Source organism: Campylobacter novaezeelandiae (genome assembly GCF_004323845.1).
In the GTDB taxonomy this organism is placed as follows: Bacteria; Campylobacterota; Campylobacteria; order Campylobacterales; family Campylobacteraceae; genus Campylobacter_D; species Campylobacter_D novaezeelandiae.
In genome coordinates this window covers 60,076-77,073 of the sequence record NZ_QPGR01000008.1, presented here as the reverse complement: position 1 = coordinate 77,073, position 16,998 = coordinate 60,076, and the positions used below count along the sequence as shown (strand labels likewise).

Here is a 16,998-nt window from a genome sequence, read left to right as displayed (position 1 = left end):
ACCATAAAGGAGATTTTATGTCAAACTATCCAAAAGCTATAGGACCTTACTCAGCTTATAGAGAAGCTAATGGATTTTTATTTATTTCAGGACAACTTCCTATCAATCCAGAAAGTGGTGAGATAGAAGCTAAAGATATCAAAGAACAAACTAAACAATCTTTATTAAATATAGAAGCTATTTTAAAAGAAAATAATCTTTGTTTTGATAATGTAATTAAAACAACTTGTTTTTTAGCCAATATTAATGATTTTGTAAATTTTAATGAAATTTATTCAAGCTTTTTCAAAGCTCCTTATCCTGCAAGAAGTGCTTTTGCAGTAAAAGATTTACCAAAAAATGCTTTAGTTGAGATTGAGGTTATAGCGGCTAAAGGGTAATTATGTTGGGACTTATTTTTTCATTTTTTAGTATAGCTTTGCTTGTGTTTATGCTTTATAAAAAAATTAACGCTCATATGGCATTGCTTTTAAGCGGATTGCTTTTGCTTTCTTTGGCTGCTATTTTTGGGCTCTCTCCGCATATTGTTGCTAAAGGTTCTTTAAATTTAGGTTTTTTTGATATATTTGAAGTTTTTAATCAAACTATGTCAAAGACATTAGCAGGACTTGGTCTTACGCTAATGAGTATAGCAGGTTTTTCTGCTTATATGGATCATGTTGGAGCTTCTTATGCGCTTTTTAAAGTTTTTGAAAAACCTTTAAAAGCGGTAAAATCTCCTTATGTTTTACTCATAGTTGCTTATTTTACCGTGCAATTTTTAGTGCTTTTTATCCCTTCTCATGCAGGTTTAGCACTTTTACTTATGGTTACTATGTATCCTATACTTGTGCGTTCTGGTGTTTCAAAGCTTTCTGCATTAAGTGTTATTGCCATTTGTCAATACATTGATCATGGTCCTGGAAGTGGAAATGTTATTATGGCATCAAAGATAGCTGAGATTGATCCTGCGATCTATTTTGTTCATTATCAACTCCCTACAACTTTGCCTATCATTATAGCTGTAGGTATTGCGATATATCTTTGCAATAAATTTTTTGATAAGAAAGATAATTTTATTTTTAATAAACAAGAAATTGAAAAAGAACTTAATGAAAATGAAAGCAAAGAAAAAGAACTTAAAAAACCTCCTAGAATTTATGCTATTTTACCAATCATTCCTTTGATTTTAATTTTAGGATTTAGTTCAGTATTTGATAGTATTTTGGTTTTAATGGGAATTATTAATGCACAAGAGCTAAAAACAGAAACTGCTACAGCAATTAAAATGAATGTTCCAGTAGCAATGATAATTTCAACTTTTGTAGCTATTATTTTTGAAATAATACGTTATAAAAGTATAATAGAAACTCTTAATTCTATTATGATTTTCTTTAAGGGAATGGGTCATTTATTTGTAATTACGGTTTCACTCATCGTTTGTGGTCAAGTATTTGCAAGTGGCCTTTTATCTGTAGGTTTTGTAGATACTTTAATAGAAATTTGTAAAAATGCAGGTTTTGGAGTGCTTGCTATTATTAGTGCTATTTCAATTTTACTTGCAATTTGTGCTTTTTTAATGGGCTCAGGAAATGCAGCATTTTTTAGTTTTGCCCCGCTTATCCCAAATATAGCAAAACATTTTAACATCGAAACTATTATCATGATAGCACCTATTCAAATTATGACAGGTTTTGGAAGGTGTGTTAGTCCTATTGCACCAGCGATCTTAGCTATTTCAGCTATTGCAAAAGTAAGTCCGTTTGCTGTGGTTAAAAGAACAGCTATTCCTATGCTTGTAGCAGCTATTGTAAATATTATTATGACTTATATCTATCTTTAAAGGAGAAAAAATGAATTCAAAAACTAAGCTTATTCATTGTGGTAGAGGCGATCAAAATACTGAAGTAAGATCGGTTAATCCTACTCTTATGCGTGCATCAACCATACTTTTTAAAGATCATGCAACTTGGCAAAAATACAAAGAATTAAGAAAGACAGAACGTGTTTTAAGTTATGGCGCTAGAGGAACAGCGACCAATTTTGAACTTGAAAAGCTTATTTGCACTTTAGAAGGTGGTTATAGAGCTCAACTTTTTCCAACAGGACTTGCAGCACTGGCTATGGTGCTTTTAAACTATGCAAGTAAAGATGCGCATTTTTTAATCACTGATGCTATTTATGGACCTGTTAGAACGATTTGTGAGTTATTTTTGGAAAAAATAGGAGTCAAGATTGATTTTTTAAAAGCTGATGCAAGTGATGTAGAAGAAAAAATCAAACCCAATACTAAGCTTATTTTATGTGAGAGTCCAGGATCTATACTTTATGAGATTATAGATTTGCCAAAACTTTGTAAAGTTGCTCACGCTCATAATATCCCAGTAGCTATTGATAATACTTATTCAAGTGGGTATTTTTTAAATCCTTTAGAGTTTGGTGTAGATATTTCAGTTATTGCTGCTACAAAATATCTTAGTGGGCACTCTGATGTAACTATGGGTATAGTGGTTGTTAATGAAAAAGAGTGGAAAAATTTCGATAAACTTCCAGAAGTTTTAGGTTTTACAACAAGTCCTGATGATGCTTACTTAGTGCTTCGTGGCATGAGAACACTAGATGTAAGAATGAGGGCCCATGAAAAAAATGCAGATGAAATTGTAGAATTTTTACAAACAAGAAAAGAAATTAAAACTATTTTTTATCCAAAACTTAAATCTCATCCAAATCATGAAATTTTTATGCGTGATCATAAAGGGGCTAATGGTATGATTACCATTGAATTTACAGAAGATTTTAGTAAAGATGATGCTATTAAATTTGCAGATAAATTAGAATATTTTTCAATAGGTGCAAGCTGGGGAGGCTATGAAAGTTTAGCAACTGTAACTACTCCACCTAGAACCATAGCAGATCTAAGCAAAAGGGGTCCATTTGTAAGATTTCATATAGGCCTTGAAGATACTAAAGATTTGATTGCTGATTTAACACAAGCTTTTGATAGTATTAAAAAATAAGGAGATAAAATGACAGGAATTAGTGTATTTGATCAAAAATTATTAGCAAACTCTTGGAGTACTGAAAATATGCGTGCGATTTTTTGTGAGCAAAATCGTATACAAAAATGGCTAGACGTTGAAGCAGCATTAGCAAAGGCACAAGCAAAACTTAAAATTATTCCTAAAAAGGCAGCTGATGAGATTGTAAAAAAGGCTCATTATAAATTTATGGATATGGATTTTATATTTGCTGAATTTAAAAAGACTAAACATCCTTTAGTTCCTACGGTTAGAGGTTTGGAAAAAGCTTGTGATAATAATTTAGGCGAATATGTGCATTTTGGAGTAACCACTCAAGATATTATCGATACAGGACTTATTTTACAATTTAAAGAAGCAATGCAGCTTATAAAAAGTGAATTAAAAATTATTGCAAAAGCTTTAGTAAAACTAGCTAAAACACATAAAAATACTGCTATGATGGGAAGAACTTTAACTCTTCAAGCTTTGCCTATCACCTTTGGGCATAAAGTCGCTATTTGGTTAAGTGAACTTGAGCGTCATTTTGAAAGAATACTTGAACTTGAAAAAAGACTTTATGTTGGTAGTATAGTAGGTGCTGTAGGAACTAAGGCAAGTTTAAGCGATAAGTGTAATGAAGTAGAAAGGCTTACTTTAGAAAATTTAGGACTTGAAACTCCTAATATCTCTTGGCAAAGTGCACGTGATCGCTTTATAGAGCTTGGATTTGTCTTAGGTAATATCAATGCAACCTTTAATAAAATTGCCCATGAAATTTTAATTCTTTCTCATAATGAAATTGATGAAGTTGCAGAGCCTTTTGGCAAGGGTCAAGTAGGATCAAGCACTATGCCACATAAGAGAAATCCTGCCATAAGTGAAAATGCTGTTACTGCAAGCAATGCTTTTAAAGCAAATTTAGCAATTTTAAGCGATATAGAAAGACATGAACATGAAAGAGATGGTCAAGTTTGGAAAATGGAGTGGAAGCTTTTGCCTGAAATGTTTTTAATGCTTTCTGTGGTTTTAGCAAATATGAAATTTGCTCTTAGTGATTTGGAAGTAAAAAAAGATAAGATGCTCAAAAATTTAAACACTCTTAATGGTTTTGTTTTAGCAGAGCGCATTATGTTTGCATTAAGCGATCATTATGGAAAACAACATGCTCATGAAATCGTTTATGAAAATGCAATGCTAGGCATTGAAAAACAAAAAACTTTTAAGGAAGTTTTGCTTGCTGATAAAAGAGTATCTAAAGTATTAAAAGAAAAAGAAATTGATGCTTTGCTTGATGCGACAACTTATGTAGGATATGCACCAAAACTTGTAGATGAATTTTTAGCAAAAATCAAAAATAGTGCTATTTTAAAATAGGGAAAATTATGTTTTATAGCGAAATTTTAGCAGATTTTATTTTAAACATTCGATATGAAAATATTCCTGATGTTGTTGTTCAAAGAGCTAAAGAGCTTATGCTTGATAGCTTTGGAACTGCTATAGCAGCAAGTAATGAAGAATGTGTTTTGAATGCTTTTAAAACCTTTAAAAATTTAAGTACAGAAAAAAATACTCCTGTATGGATAAATGAGCAAAAATTAGATCCTATATATGCTGCTATGCTTAATGGTATTGCTTCTCATGCACTAGATTTTGATGATACGCATACAGAAGCTATTTTACATGCAAGTGCGATTTTAGCACCGCTTTGTTTGAGTTATGGTTTTTATATTAACAAAGAGGCTCAAAAAATTATCAAAGCTTTTATTGTTGGCTGGGAAATTGCAGCTAGAGTAGGTATTGCAAGTAAAGGAACTTTTCATAAGCGTGGTTTTCATACTACTGCTATTGCTGGAATTTTTGCAAGCACAAGTGCAAGCGCAATCTTGCTAGATCTAAACAAAGAACAAATCATTAATGCTTTGGGACTTGCTGGAAGTTTTGCAAGTGGGATTAATGAATTTTTATCCAATGGTTCTAATTCTAAGGTTTTGCATATAGCTAATGCTATTAAAAATGGGATTATGATCGCCCATTTTGCTAAGAATAATATGAGCGGACCTTTGAGTGTTTTTGAGGGTAGGGATAATATCTTTAAATGTTTTGGCATAGAACAAGAATGCGATAAAACAGAGCTTGATAAGGCTTTGGGTGAAATTTGGCAAACTATGCAAGTTTCAATAAAACCTTATCCAAGTTGTCATTTTGCTCATGGACTAATTGATTGTGCTATTGCTTTAAAAAATGATGGCTTAAAGGCTGATGAAATTAAAAGTATTTGTTGTTTTGTAGATGAGGTTGCTGTTTCTTTTATTTGTGATCCTTTAGAGGCAAAATATACTCCAAATAGTACTTATGAGGCTAAATTTTCCATGCCTTTTTTAATGGCTTTGGGATTTTTTGATGGCAAAATTACTCTTAAATCTTATGAAAATTTAAAGCGTAAAGAAGTGCTTGATTTTGCTAAAAAAATTACTTATAAAAAAAGAAAATCTCAAGGTTTTCCAAAATATTTTCCAGGTCACTTAGAAGCTATCTTGCAAAATGGAAATATAATTCAAAAAGATGTTTTTATCAATAAAGGTAATTTTGATAATCCTTTAAATTTTGAAGAATTAAAGATAAAATTTTTAAATAATATTTGCATGAGATTAAGCATCAAAGAAGCAAATGATTTATTTGATTTTTTTATGAATTTAGAAAAACAAAATAGTTTTTTATAATTTTTTAATGTTTGATTTTAAAATTATATTTTATGCGGTATTGAAAAATAATTAGAATTTTATTAATAATTGATAAGTTTTATAAATTTAAACTAGAATTTATTTTTCAATTATAAATTTTATAATTGAAAGAAAAATGTTAAATAAAATAAATAATTTATATCTTTAAAATATACATTTTTAGATAAAGAAGTATTGTAAAATTATATACTGGATAAATTTAAAGTTTGCAAAAAGCAAACTTTAAATTTAAATTAAGAAAAATAAGGTTTAATTTGTTCAATCCAAGCATCAATTCTTGATTCTGTTTGATCCTCTTGATTGTCATTATCTAGTGCGAGTCCAACAAATTTACCATTAACTACTGCATCGCTTGATTCAAAAGTATAACCATCGGTTGAAACTTCTCCTACTAAATTTGCACCAGCATTTTTTAAATTTTCAGCTAGTTTTCCCATAGCTCCACAAAATGTATCAGAATAGCTTTCGCTATCTCCCATACCAAAAACAGCTACAGTTTTACCTGAGAGTTTTAAAGCTGAAAAATCAAAACTATCCCAATCATCTTGTAAATCACCGCTTCCCCAAGTTGAAGTTCCAAAAAGAATTTTGTCGTAAGAATTAATTTTATCAGCATCAATATCGCTGATATTAAAAACATCACTTATTCCAAGTTTTGAAGCGATTGTATTTGCAGCGCCTTCTGTGTTTCCCATTGAACTTCCATAGACTATTGCTATTGACATTTTATCTCCTTAAATTTTAATTAATAAGAGATATTTTACCATATTTTATTAAGCTTTTTTTCTAATGTTCAAAATTCTCTAATTCTTTATTTGTTCCAAGTAAAATTATAACATCACCACTATAAGCAATAATTGTTTCAAGATCTGGTAATATTTCCCAATCTCCATTTGATTTTTTATAAGCAATTATTTTCATATTTTGTGCTATATGTTTAAGAGAATTTCCTGCTATTTTATCATCTACAATCATCTTAATAGCACGAATTGTATTAGCAGATAGGTCAAAAATTTCAAAATCTGTTGATCGCAAAAGAAATTCTTTTACAAGTCTTTTTGCGCTTTCTTTTTCAGGATATATGACTTTTGATGCTCCCAATTTTGAAAGAATTTGTCCATGCATAGTAGAAGTTGCTTTTGCAATAATTGTATTTACCCCTATATCTTTAAGAGCCATTAAGGTTAAAATACTTTTTTCAACATTTTCCCCAATACTCACAATGACAGTTTCAGCTTCGTGAAAACCAGCTTCTTTTAAAGCTGTGGTATTGGCAGAATCTAGAATATAAGCATAATTAGTAGAATTTTGAATATTTTTTAAAGCTTCTTCGTCTTTATCAGCAACTATAACAGTATGCCCTTGAGAAATTAATTCTTCAGCTACAACCGATCCAAATTTTCCTAGTCCAATAATCCCATAAGTAATATTTTTCATAAATTTATTCTTCCTTCTGGATATTTAATATACATTGTTTTATCTTTGTTAAATACAGAAAGTAAAAATGCAAAGACACCTATTCTTCCACTTATCATTAAAACAATTAAAATAATTTTACTTGGTTCATTTAATAAAGCACTTAAAGAAAGCGATCCGCCATCTCCTACTGAAACTCCAACCGTAGCAAATGCTGAAGAAGTTTCAAATAATAAAGTAATGAAACGAATATCTGGATTTAATAAAGAAAGTAAAATTACGCATACAATAATATAAACAGCTGAACCAATGGCAATAATAAAAGCTTTATTGATAGTTTCTTGTGGAATTTCATAATTAAAAATTCTTACACGACCATTTTTAATAGACCAATAAGCATAAACTAATAATACAACTATTGTTGTAACTTTCATTCCTCCAGCAGTTCCTCCTGGTGCTCCACCTATCACCATAAATAAAGAACCAAAAAATAAACTGGCATCTCTTAAGCCACCTAAGTCAAGTGTTGAAAACCCTGCTGTCCTATAGTTAATTGCCGTAAAATACGAAGCAAGCAATTTATCAAAAAAAGAAAAATTTCCAATTGTTTTAGTATTAGAATACTCAAAAGTAAATATAATGAAAGTCGAAAATAAAATTAAAAATACCGTTGCAATAATAACAATTTTAGCATGTAAACTAAGATTTTGCAAACGTTTTTTTTGAAAAAAATAAAGTTCGATTAAAACAAAATATCCCAATCCACCGATAATGATTAAGGTTGTAATAATAAAATTTATAGCTAAATCATGTTTATAATCCATAAGTCCTGTTTTGATTATACTAAAACCAGCGTTATTGAATGCACTTATAGAATGAAATAGGCCAAACCACAAAGCTTTTGAAAAATTCATTTCTAAAGCAAAGCGTAGGGTTAGCAAAATAGCACCGCATAATTCTATGGCAAGAATAAATAATAAAACTTTTTTAAAAAATTTAAATAATCCATCCATAGAAGGATAAAGTAAAGTTTCTCTTAATAAATTTTTTCCATCAAAACCTACTTTTTTTCTGATTAAAATATAAACCAAAAGTCCTATTCCTACATAGCCTAAACCACCAATTTGTATAAGAGCTAAAATAATAATTTGTCCGTATACGGTAAAATCTGTAGCGATATTTTTTGTCACAAGCCCCGTCATACTAACAGCTGAGGTGCTTATAAAAAAAGCGTCTAAAAAACTAATAGATTTTGTATGAGCCCAATCGCATAATAAAAGCAAAGCTCCTATTAAAGCAATGATAATATAACCAATTAATAATATTTTAAAAGTGCGTCTATCAAGTCCAAATTGTTTCAAGAAATCCTCGATAAAATTTTTATTTTAAAATTTTATAATTCTAGCTTTTGAAACTTTAATAAAAATAAAAATTAAATTTAAAGTTATATTAAAGATAAAAAGATAGAATTACACTCTATGAAAAATTTTTAAAGTGGTTGGATAGCTCAGTCGGTAGAGCAGCAGACTGAAAATCTGCGTGTCGGCAGTTCGATTCTGCCTCTAACCACCATTATTCTTTTAAATACTAGATTCAAAAATAACTTCTATCATAAATTTTTAAAATAGTTTTCATAATTGAATAAACTGTTTTAATTGTTTTAATATTATATAGCAGATGTTTTATATTAAAATAATTGTTAGATTATAAGTATAAGGATTATAAAATTTCTGTTTATAGAAATTAATAAAATGTGGTGGATTTAGCAGGACTCGAACCTGCGACCAACCGGTTATGAGCCGGTTGCTCTAACCAACTGAGCTATAAATCCGAAACTTATAAATATTTAAAGATTGTAATTATAATTAAATTTTCTTAAAAATATTTTATTTTTTAATTTTTTGTGTCCAAAAAAATCTAAAAGTAATTAAGTGTTGCAAAATTCCAAAAAAAACCATAAAAGTTGTAAAAGAACTTCCGCCGTGACTAAAAAATGGCAAGGGAACTCCAACTACAGGTGCAAAACCTATAGTCATAGAGATATTAACTGCTGCATAAATAAAAATAAAAAGTGCAACAGCGTTAATAGCAACTCTAGCAAAATAATCTTCTTTGAGTTTATAGTTTAAGCTTAAGAGGTGAAGTATAAGTAAAATATAAAGTATGATTAAAGAAAGTCCTCCTAAAAATCCAAATCTTTCTATCATGTATGCAAATATAAAATCACTTGTAGAAATAGGTAAAAATTTAAAATGGGTTTGAGTAGCTTCTTCGTAAGTTTTTCCGGTTAGCCCCCCATTACCTATGGCTATCATTGATTGAATAACTTGATAACTTGGTTTTTCTGATAAAAAATCATGAATTCTTTGTTTTTGATATGGTTTTAAAAAATGGGTATAAATTAAAGGAGAACTTAAAGATAATGCTAAAAAAATACTTAGCCAAATTTTGTAATTTACTCCTATAATAAAAAGCACACCAAATCCAACGATAAGTAATATTGTGGCAGTTCCTAAATCAGGTTCTTTTGTGATAAGTAAAAAAGGTAAAAGTATATAAAAACTTAATTTTAAAAATTGTTTTACATTATAACCATTTCTTGATGGTGGATTTTGATGAATAAGATAAGCAAGCATTAAAATAAAAAAAGGTTTAAATATTTCAGAAGGTTGGATGGTAAAATGTGTAAATGGAATTTCAAGCCATCTTTTAGCTCCAAGCTTTTCAACACCGAAAATATCTACACTTAAAAGTAAGGCTATATTAAGCCAGTAAAATACAGGAATAAGCCATATTAGCTTTCTAAGTGGCAAAAGAAAGAAAAAGCTAAATGCTAAAAATCCCACACAAGTATAAATAAATTGTTTTTCGGCTAGAAAAGTATTTGCTTCAAATACAAGAAAAAATGATATCAGTATAATAGGCAAAATTAAAATAGGTTGAATATAATCAAAATGTGTTAAAATACGTCTATCTAGTTTAAACAAAATTAACCTTATAGTTTTTTATATTGAATTATATGTTAAAATTCTTTAATTTTACAAAGGGTTTGAAAAAATAATGCAGAATTTTTTAGTAGGTAATGATATTCGTTTAGATATTTTTCTAAGTAAAAATTTAGAACAAAGTCGTAATCAAGTAGCTTTACTCATTAAAAATGGTTATGTTTTGGTTAATAAAAAAATTCAAACTAAAAATTCTTTTAAACTAAAAATAGGCGATACGGTTGATATTAAAGAAGTAATTTTGCAAGAAAAAAATCTTAAATACAATGTAGATTTTGATATAGATATTTTATATGAAGATGATGATGTAGTTGTGTTAAATAAACCTCCTCATTTGGTCGTTCATGGTGCAAAAAGTGTTAAAGAGGCCACTTTGGTTGATTGGCTAATGCAAAAAAATTACACCCTTTCAAATTTAGGAGGTGAACTTAGAGCAGGTCTTGTGCATAGATTGGATAAGCAAACAAGTGGGGCAATAGTTATTGCAAAAAATAATTATTCTCATAAAATTTTAAGCGAACAATTAAAAGATAAATCAATGGGGAGAATTTATCTTGCATTAATCAACTTACCCTTAAAACAAGATAAAATAATAATACAAAAATTTTTAATGAGATCTCCTAGTAATCCGATAAAAAAAATAGCTATAAATGAGGAATTAACGTGTGCAAAAAGTGCAAAAAGTGCTTTTGTAAATTTAATGATAAATGATGAATTTTGCTTAATTGGGGCAAAGTTATTTACAGGAAGAACTCATCAAATAAGAGCGCATTTAGCAAGTTTAAATCGTTATATTTTAGGAGATTATTTATATGGATATAAAGGTAGAAATGATTTAAGGGTTATGCTTCATGCTTACATTTTATATTTTATCCATCCTAGAACAAAGGAAATGCTATTAATTAATGCTCCTTTGATGGATGATTTTAAAAAAGTTTTATTTAAAAAATATACTTTAGGAGAATTAGATGAAAAAATTTCAGTTCAAGTTTTATTTTCTTTGTTTAATTCTTTTGTTTAATACTGTAGAAGCAAAAGAAATTTTAGTTAATGAGTCTTTGCCAAAAATAGAAAATTTAAAAAGTATAAGTGAAATGAGTAGCATAGGCTTTGAATGGGATCCTTTGTATGATCAAAATATAGCCGGATTTTATTTATATCGTGCTAGCGATAGTGAGCCAAATTTTAAAATTATTGCTACGATTAAAGATAAATTTCAAACTCATTTTGTTGATACAAAATTAAATCCCGGGACTAAGTATTTTTATAGTTTAAGAAGTTTTAATGATCAAGGTCATATTTCTGAAGAAGGCAAAGTGATAGAAGTTTACACTATGCCACGTCTTGAAAAAATTCCTTTTGTTGAAGCTATTACAAATTTGCCTAATCGTATTAAGCTTATTTGGCGTCCTCATCCTGATTTGCGAGTAAGTTCTTATATCATTGAGAGAAAGAAAGATGGAGAGGGAGAATTTAAAAAAATAGCAGAAGTTAAAAATCGTTTAAACGCAGAATATATAGATGATAATTTAAAACCAAATGAAAATTTCTCTTATAGAATTTTTGCACTTAGTTTTGATGGTGTGATGAGTGAGCCAAGTGATATTTTAAGTTCAAATTCAAAAGCTTTACCACCTGAAATTACTTCTTTAAGCGCTAGTTTTGATCAGGTAAATAGAATTTTTTTAAATTGGGATAAAAGTGATTATAAAGATTTTTCTTATTATAAGATCTATTCTACAAGTTCAAGTTTTTTGCCTTATACTTTGCTAGCAAAAACTCAAGAAAACAACTATGAAGATATTGTAAATGGAAAAAATAAAAGTAAATATTATAAAGTGACTATAGTTGATAAAGATGGACTTGAAAGCCCTATGCCAAAAAATGGTATAGAAGGAAAGACTTTAGGAGATCCATTGGCACCAAGTATCATACTTGCACAAATTAAAGATGGAGCAATCGAGGTTGAGTGGATAGATAATGATAATAGGGCTGTTGAATATATGGTAAAAAGATATGGTGGAGGCAGTACTGCTATTTTTAAAGGTCTTAAAGAAAAAAAACTTAGAGATATTAAAGCTTTGCCTGGAGTAGAATATACTTATGAGGTTATTTCTATTGATAATCAAGGTTTAGAGTCTGAACCTTCTAAAAAAGTAAAAGCAGCACAGTAATGCCAAATTTTAAAGCTAAATCCATCAAAGAATTAACTTTGCCTTTTTGTAGCAATGGAGTAGAGTTTTTATGGAAAGCATATAATGAAAATGTTATCTTGATTTTTACAAAAGTAGAAGAAGAAAGTTTTTTTTTACAAGTTAAGCAAGATAATCAATTTTTTATTATTAAGGCTGATAAGCATTCTAAACCATCTAAAATAACATATTTGCAAAAAGCTTTATTGTGTTTTAAAGAAAATTTTTGCAACGAGATTGTAAGTGAGTCTTTTGCTTTTAAGAAAAATGCTTTAGATAAAAAAATTCCCTTAATAGCATATGATTTTAATGAGGTTTTAGAAAAAATACAAAATTATAAAAAAATTTATATAGAAATAGGTTTTGGTTCAGGAAGACATTTGCTTTATCAGGCTAAAACTAATCAAGATATTTTGATTTTAGGTATAGAAATATATACTCCTGCTATAGAACAGGTTGCTAAGCTTGCTTTAAATCAAGAAATAAATAATATTTTATTGATACAAAGTGATGCAAGGTTGTTATTGAGCGTTTTGCAAAAACAAAGTATTGATAAGATTTTTTTGCATTTTCCTGTTCCATGGGATAAGAAACCACATCGTAGGGTAATGAGTGAAGCTTTTTCAAAAGAATGTGCTAGAGTGCTTAAAAGTAATGGAAAATTTGAACTTAGAACAGATAGTTATGAATATTTTAATTATAGTTTAGGAATTTTTTTAGAATTTGAAAATCCAAAATTTGATATAAAAAAGAATGAAGATTTGGAGATTTCGAGTAAATACGAGGATAGATGGAAAAAACAAAATAAAAATATTTATGATTTAATTGTTTATAATCTTAATTCTTTTGATCAAGAAAGAAGTATTATAGATTTTAATTTACAATCTATTCATTTTTCTAAAGAGCAGTTAAAGCTTTTGCGTAATTTTAAAAATCAAACATTTAAATATAAAGATTTTTTTCTTCATATTGAAAATTTTTATATAACTTCAGATTCTTTAGTTGTAAAAATAGCTTTTGGAGCTTTTAATAAACCTGAACATGCCTATATTTTTTTAGGAGATAAATGTTATTTTGTATTTAAAGCTCCTTTTAAAACTTTAGAGAATTTAAAAGCTATAGAAGAATTTAAAAAAATAATTTACTATGAAAATAGATTATTTTCTTGAATTTTAAGTGAAAATAAAGCAAAATAATATATTTTAATTTTTTATTTTTAAGGAAAATTAATGTCTAACCTTATAAAAGCACAAAAATTATCTTTAGGTTATGATGAGCTAGTTATTAAAGAGGCGAGTTTTGCTTTTAAAGACGATGACTTTGTTTTCATTACTGGAAAAAGTGGAAGTGGCAAAAGTACACTTTTAAAATCATTTTATGGAGACTTAGAATTGCTTTCAGGTCAACTTGAAATTTGTGGAAGCAGTATGAAAAAAATAGGAAATTTAGAACTTCTTAAATTGAGACAAAAAATAGGTATTATTTTTCAAGATTATCGCTTAATCAAAGAATTTAGTGTTGAAAAAAATGTTATGCTTCCTCTCATGATAAAAGGTTATAGTAAAAAAATATGTCAAGAACAAGCAACTAAGCTTTTAAAACATGTCAATTTAACCTTTAAGGCAGATAAAAAACCAGATCAGCTTTCAGGAGGAGAACAACAAAGAGTTGCTATGGCAAGAGCATTGGCTCACAATCCAAAGCTTTTGCTTTGTGATGAACCAACTGGAAATCTTGATGAGTATTCATCTGATATTATTTGGACTCTTTTAAAATCAGCTAGGGAGCTTTTGGGAACTTGTGTTGTAGTTGTTACACATAGAATTCCAAGCAATTTAAGACTTAATTATAGAAGATTTAATATAGAAAATGGAAAAATGAATGAAATTTTTTAAAACCCACTTATCTTTAATATTACCTTTGCTTTTTATGATGTTTGCTTTTGAATTTATTTTGTTAACTAACGCTACTTTAAAGCATTATGAACAAGTTTTAAACAAAGAATATAATATTATAGTAACTAGTTCTAATGAATTAAGTCAAAATTTAATTAAAACTAAAATACCATCAGTTGTATCAGTAGAAATTTTAGATCCTAAAAAACTTATTGAAAGACTTAAAAATGATATTTCTGATAAAAATTTAAAAATTTTAAGAGCTTCTTTGCCAAAGTTTTATACCCTTAAGCTTGATTATCTCCCAACTCAAGAGGAGTTGATGCAAATTAGAACAACTCTTTTAACAATACCTGGAATTAATAAGGTTGAAACTTTTTCAAAAACTCATGATAAAATATATTCCTTACTTGTTCTTATTAAAGTGGTATTTTGGTTTTTTATGTGTATTATTATTTTACTTTCATTTGTGTTATTTTTAAAACAGATGAGAATATGGCTTTATGAGCATACGCAAAGAGTTGAAATTATGTGCTTATTTGGTGCGCCATTTTGGTTTAGATCTTTTATGCTTTATAAAATCGTTTTAATTGATTGTTTGATCGCATTTTTAATTTTGCTTATATTTTTTACACAAATTTATAATTTTTCATTTATACAAGAAAGTTTAAAGTCTATAGATCTTATTTTACCTAAAATCAATTTTATTTTACATTTAGGTGGAATTTTTATTTTTACTTTATTGATTTGTCTAATTTGTGTTAATTCTGTTATGTTTAGAGTTAAAAAATGAGAAAAATCTTTTTTATCTTTTTTTGTTTTTTGGGTTTATTTGCCAATGAAATTTCAGAAAAAACTAAAAATTTGGAAAGCAATAAAAGAATTCAAGAACAACTTAATAAAAAACTCGAAGATTTGGCAAATGATATTTTAAGTGGAGAAAAAAAATTAAAAGAATTAAGTGATCAAATTCAAGTTTTAAATTTACAAACAAATAAGTTAGAGGCTAATGCAAAAGCACAAAATAAAGAGCTTCAAACTTTAAGCTCTCAAAATAAAGAATTACTCAAAAGCAAGGCTTTAATGGAAAATAAACTTATAGTCTTAATGGCCAAAGATTTTGCCTATGATTTGCCTATCCCTCAAGGTTATATAGAGAGTAAAGAAAGTTTTATGGCCTTTGAGGTTCTAGAAGGTCTTGATAGGGTTTTAAGCGAAGAGATTTTTAAGCTTTCTAAAGATTATGAGGATATAACACGTCTTATTGATAACAAACAAGCTCAAATTCAAAAGATTAATCTTAATCTTAAAGATTATAATGATCAAATAGCTAAGTTGCAACTTTTAAAACAAAATCAACTTAATGAAATTAATAAACAAAAAACCGATAGAAGTATTTATGCTAAAAAATTAGAGAATTTGCAAGCCCAGCAAGAAGAATTAAGAAAAACTTTAAATCAATTAAAAATCATTCAAAACAAAAAGCAAGAAGAGACAAAGGATAATAAATCAAAGCCTTCAAATAATAAACAAACTATTAGACAGCTTGGTTCAAGTTATCAAAGTGGTAATATTAAAAAATATACTGGAAAAAAAACTATAGCACCTTTAGATTCTTTTACTGTAAAGCAAAAGTTTGGCAATTATTTAGATCCCATATACAATATAAAAATTTTCAATGAAAATGTAATATTAAGAAGTACAAAAAGTGATGCAACAGTTAGAAGTGTTTTAGATGGAAAAGTTGTTTTTGCTAAAGACACTTCTATGCTTCAAAGGGTGGTTATCATAGAACATAATAATGGCATTCATACCATCTATGCACATTTAGATAAAATAGCACCAACGATTAAAGTTGGAAAAAATGTTAAAAAAGGATCTGTGGTTGGAAGGATTAAGAATGATTTAACTTTTGAGGTTACTCAAGAGAATTTTCATATTAATCCGCTAGAGCTTATTAGTTTAAATTAGCTAATTTTAATAGAAGTTAAAATATAATTTTATAAGTTTAAGGAGGAGAAATGCATCAAGATAAAAAAAGGGTTTTGGTAAAATTTTCAGGAGAAGCTTTAGCTGGAGAAAATGGCTTTGGAATTGAAAATTCTATTCTAAAATTCATCGCCGCAGAAATTAAAACTTTAATTCAAAATCAAATTGAAGTTGGTATTGTTATAGGAGGCGGTAATATAATAAGAGGCGTTTCTGCGTCTAAGGGTGGTCTTATTAAAAGGACAAGTGCTGATCATATGGGAATGCTTGCAACGGTTATAAACGCTATAGCAATTCAAGAAGCCTTAGAAAGTTGTGGACTTGATGTTAGAGTTCAAAGTGCTATACAAATGGAAGCTTTTTGTGAAACTTATATTATGAGAAGAGCTCAAAGACATTTAGAAAAAGGTCGTGTTGTGATTTTTGCTGCAGGAACTGGAAACCCTTATTTTACAACCGATACAACAGCCATTTTAAGAGCTGTTGAAATTGATGCTCATATGGTTATTAAGGCAACAAAAGTTGATGGGATTTATGATAAAGATCCTAATAAATTTGAAGATGCTAGGTTTTTAAATACTTTAAGTTATGATGAAGCAATGCAAGATAATATAAAAGTAATGGATGATACTGCGATTGCCTTAGCAAAAGATAATGCTTTACCTATTGTAGTATGTAATATGTTTAAAGAAGGAAATTTATTAAAAATAATACAAGGCGATATCAGTCTTTGTTCTATAGTTAAAAATTAAAGGATAAAA

General features: G+C 28.4%; 16 protein-coding genes and 2 tRNA genes. 13 read left to right on the top strand and 5 right to left on the bottom strand.

What is annotated here, in order from left to right:
* Positions 1 to 17: 17 nt before the first annotated feature.
* Genes DU473_RS05330 through DU473_RS05310 form a run of 5 tightly spaced genes read left to right on the top strand, consistent with a single transcriptional unit; the run spans position 18 to position 5,719 of the window.
* The gene (locus DU473_RS05330; RefSeq protein WP_131163958.1) at positions 18 to 380 is read left to right on the top strand and encodes a Rid family detoxifying hydrolase; all 363 of its coding nucleotides are present in this window, start codon (positions 18 to 20) and stop codon (positions 378 to 380) included.
* 2 nt (positions 381 to 382) lie between these two features.
* A complete protein-coding gene (gene dcuC / locus DU473_RS05325; protein ID WP_131186658.1) occupies positions 383 to 1,822 on the top strand; it encodes a C4-dicarboxylate transporter DcuC in 1,440 nt (479 codons plus the stop codon).
* A gap of 10 nt (positions 1,823 to 1,832) precedes the next feature.
* A complete protein-coding gene (locus tag DU473_RS05320) occupies positions 1,833 to 2,996 on the top strand; it encodes a trans-sulfuration enzyme family protein (RefSeq protein WP_131186657.1) in 1,164 nt (387 codons plus the stop codon).
* A 9-nt stretch (positions 2,997 to 3,005) separates the two neighbouring features.
* On the top strand, positions 3,006 to 4,373 hold the full coding sequence (purB, locus tag DU473_RS05315) for an adenylosuccinate lyase (RefSeq protein ID WP_131166260.1): 1,368 nt from the start codon (positions 3,006 to 3,008) through the stop codon (positions 4,371 to 4,373).
* Positions 4,374 to 4,381: 8 nt separating this feature from the next.
* Positions 4,382 to 5,719 carry an MmgE/PrpD family protein gene (locus tag DU473_RS05310; RefSeq protein ID WP_131186656.1) on the top strand — a complete coding sequence of 446 codons (1,338 nt, stop codon included), beginning with the start codon at positions 4,382 to 4,384 and terminating at the stop codon, positions 5,717 to 5,719.
* Between the two features lie 254 nt (positions 5,720 to 5,973).
* Here the strand turns inward: DU473_RS05310 and fldA are convergent, their stop codons facing one another.
* The 3 genes from fldA to DU473_RS05295 form a co-directional block, all read right to left on the bottom strand.
* Entirely contained in the window at positions 5,974 to 6,465 is a 492-nt protein-coding gene (gene fldA, locus DU473_RS05305; protein ID WP_131166258.1) for a flavodoxin FldA, read from the bottom strand.
* Between the two features lie 61 nt (positions 6,466 to 6,526).
* Positions 6,527 to 7,177: a potassium channel family protein gene (locus DU473_RS05300; protein WP_131163770.1), complete on the bottom strand. Its 651-nt coding sequence runs from the start codon at positions 7,175 to 7,177 to the stop codon at positions 6,527 to 6,529.
* On the bottom strand, positions 7,174 to 8,517 hold the full coding sequence (locus DU473_RS05295) for a TrkH family potassium uptake protein (RefSeq protein ID WP_131163769.1): 1,344 nt from the start codon (positions 8,515 to 8,517) through the stop codon (positions 7,174 to 7,176). Before DU473_RS05295 ends, DU473_RS05300 begins: the two co-directional genes overlap by 4 nt.
* Positions 8,518 to 8,652: 135 nt before the next feature.
* Here DU473_RS05295 and DU473_RS05290 point away from each other — a divergent pair.
* Positions 8,653 to 8,728 (top strand) — tRNA-Phe (locus DU473_RS05290).
* Positions 8,729 to 8,910: 182 nt separating this feature from the next.
* Here DU473_RS05290 and DU473_RS05285 read toward each other — a convergent pair.
* Positions 8,911 to 8,987 (bottom strand) — tRNA-Ile (locus tag DU473_RS05285).
* 55 nt (positions 8,988 to 9,042) lie between these two features.
* Positions 9,043 to 10,143 (bottom strand): FtsW/RodA/SpoVE family cell cycle protein, encoded by a 1,101-nt coding sequence (locus tag DU473_RS05280; protein WP_131163768.1) that lies wholly within the window; start codon positions 10,141 to 10,143, stop codon positions 9,043 to 9,045.
* A 73-nt stretch (positions 10,144 to 10,216) separates the two neighbouring features.
* On the opposite strand from DU473_RS05280, the gene DU473_RS05275 reads away from it, so the two are divergent.
* The 7 genes from DU473_RS05275 to pyrH are packed head-to-tail and all read left to right on the top strand — an operon-like array spanning position 10,217 to position 16,989.
* Positions 10,217 to 11,182, top strand: coding sequence for an RluA family pseudouridine synthase (locus tag DU473_RS05275; protein WP_131163767.1), 966 nt, complete (start codon positions 10,217 to 10,219; stop codon positions 11,180 to 11,182).
* Positions 11,130 to 12,335, top strand: coding sequence for a fibronectin type III domain-containing protein (locus DU473_RS05270; protein ID WP_131163766.1), 1,206 nt, complete (start codon positions 11,130 to 11,132; stop codon positions 12,333 to 12,335). The genes DU473_RS05275 and DU473_RS05270 overlap by 53 nt, the downstream gene beginning before the upstream one ends.
* Positions 12,335 to 13,522 carry a tRNA (guanosine(46)-N7)-methyltransferase TrmB gene (gene trmB / locus DU473_RS05265; protein WP_131163765.1) on the top strand — a complete coding sequence of 396 codons (1,188 nt, stop codon included), beginning with the start codon at positions 12,335 to 12,337 and terminating at the stop codon, positions 13,520 to 13,522. Before DU473_RS05270 ends, trmB begins: the two co-directional genes overlap by 1 nt.
* Positions 13,523 to 13,582: 60 nt before the next feature.
* On the top strand, positions 13,583 to 14,248 hold the full coding sequence (locus DU473_RS05260; protein WP_131163764.1) for a cell division ATP-binding protein FtsE: 666 nt from the start codon (positions 13,583 to 13,585) through the stop codon (positions 14,246 to 14,248).
* The gene (locus tag DU473_RS05255) at positions 14,235 to 15,041 is read left to right on the top strand and encodes an ABC transporter permease (protein WP_131163763.1); all 807 of its coding nucleotides are present in this window, start codon (positions 14,235 to 14,237) and stop codon (positions 15,039 to 15,041) included. Before DU473_RS05260 ends, DU473_RS05255 begins: the two co-directional genes overlap by 14 nt.
* Positions 15,038 to 16,219, top strand: coding sequence for a murein hydrolase activator EnvC family protein (locus DU473_RS05250; protein ID WP_131163762.1), 1,182 nt, complete (start codon positions 15,038 to 15,040; stop codon positions 16,217 to 16,219). The genes DU473_RS05255 and DU473_RS05250 overlap by 4 nt, the downstream gene beginning before the upstream one ends.
* Before the next feature lie 50 nt (positions 16,220 to 16,269).
* The gene (gene pyrH / locus DU473_RS05245) at positions 16,270 to 16,989 is read left to right on the top strand and encodes a UMP kinase (protein ID WP_131163761.1); all 720 of its coding nucleotides are present in this window, start codon (positions 16,270 to 16,272) and stop codon (positions 16,987 to 16,989) included.
* Positions 16,990 to 16,998: the final 9 nt, after the last annotated feature.

Excerpts from the sequence above, each read along its gene's own strand:
- DU473_RS05250 (WP_131163762.1), top strand. The coding sequence starts at position 15,038 with ATGAGAAAAATCTTTTTTATCTTTTTTTGTTTTTTGGGTTTATTTGCC.
- DU473_RS05330 (WP_131163958.1), top strand. The coding sequence starts at position 18 with ATGTCAAACTATCCAAAAGCTATAGGACCTTACTCAGCTTATAGAGAA.
- DU473_RS05320 (WP_131186657.1), top strand. The coding sequence starts at position 1,833 with ATGAATTCAAAAACTAAGCTTATTCATTGTGGTAGAGGCGATCAAAAT.
- purB (WP_131166260.1), top strand. The coding sequence starts at position 3,006 with ATGACAGGAATTAGTGTATTTGATCAAAAATTATTAGCAAACTCTTGG.
- trmB (WP_131163765.1), top strand. The coding sequence starts at position 12,335 with ATGCCAAATTTTAAAGCTAAATCCATCAAAGAATTAACTTTGCCTTTT.
- DU473_RS05275 (WP_131163767.1), top strand. The coding sequence starts at position 10,217 with ATGCAGAATTTTTTAGTAGGTAATGATATTCGTTTAGATATTTTTCTA.
- dcuC (WP_131186658.1), top strand. The coding sequence starts at position 383 with ATGTTGGGACTTATTTTTTCATTTTTTAGTATAGCTTTGCTTGTGTTT.
- DU473_RS05270 (WP_131163766.1), top strand. The coding sequence starts at position 11,130 with ATGAAAAAATTTCAGTTCAAGTTTTATTTTCTTTGTTTAATTCTTTTG.
- DU473_RS05255 (WP_131163763.1), top strand. The coding sequence starts at position 14,235 with ATGAAATTTTTTAAAACCCACTTATCTTTAATATTACCTTTGCTTTTT.
- pyrH (WP_131163761.1), top strand. The coding sequence starts at position 16,270 with ATGCATCAAGATAAAAAAAGGGTTTTGGTAAAATTTTCAGGAGAAGCT.
- DU473_RS05260 (WP_131163764.1), top strand. The coding sequence starts at position 13,583 with ATGTCTAACCTTATAAAAGCACAAAAATTATCTTTAGGTTATGATGAG.
- DU473_RS05300 (WP_131163770.1), bottom strand. The coding sequence starts at position 7,177 with ATGAAAAATATTACTTATGGGATTATTGGACTAGGAAAATTTGGATCG.
- DU473_RS05310 (WP_131186656.1), top strand. The coding sequence starts at position 4,382 with ATGTTTTATAGCGAAATTTTAGCAGATTTTATTTTAAACATTCGATAT.
- fldA (WP_131166258.1), bottom strand. The coding sequence starts at position 6,465 with ATGTCAATAGCAATAGTCTATGGAAGTTCAATGGGAAACACAGAAGGC.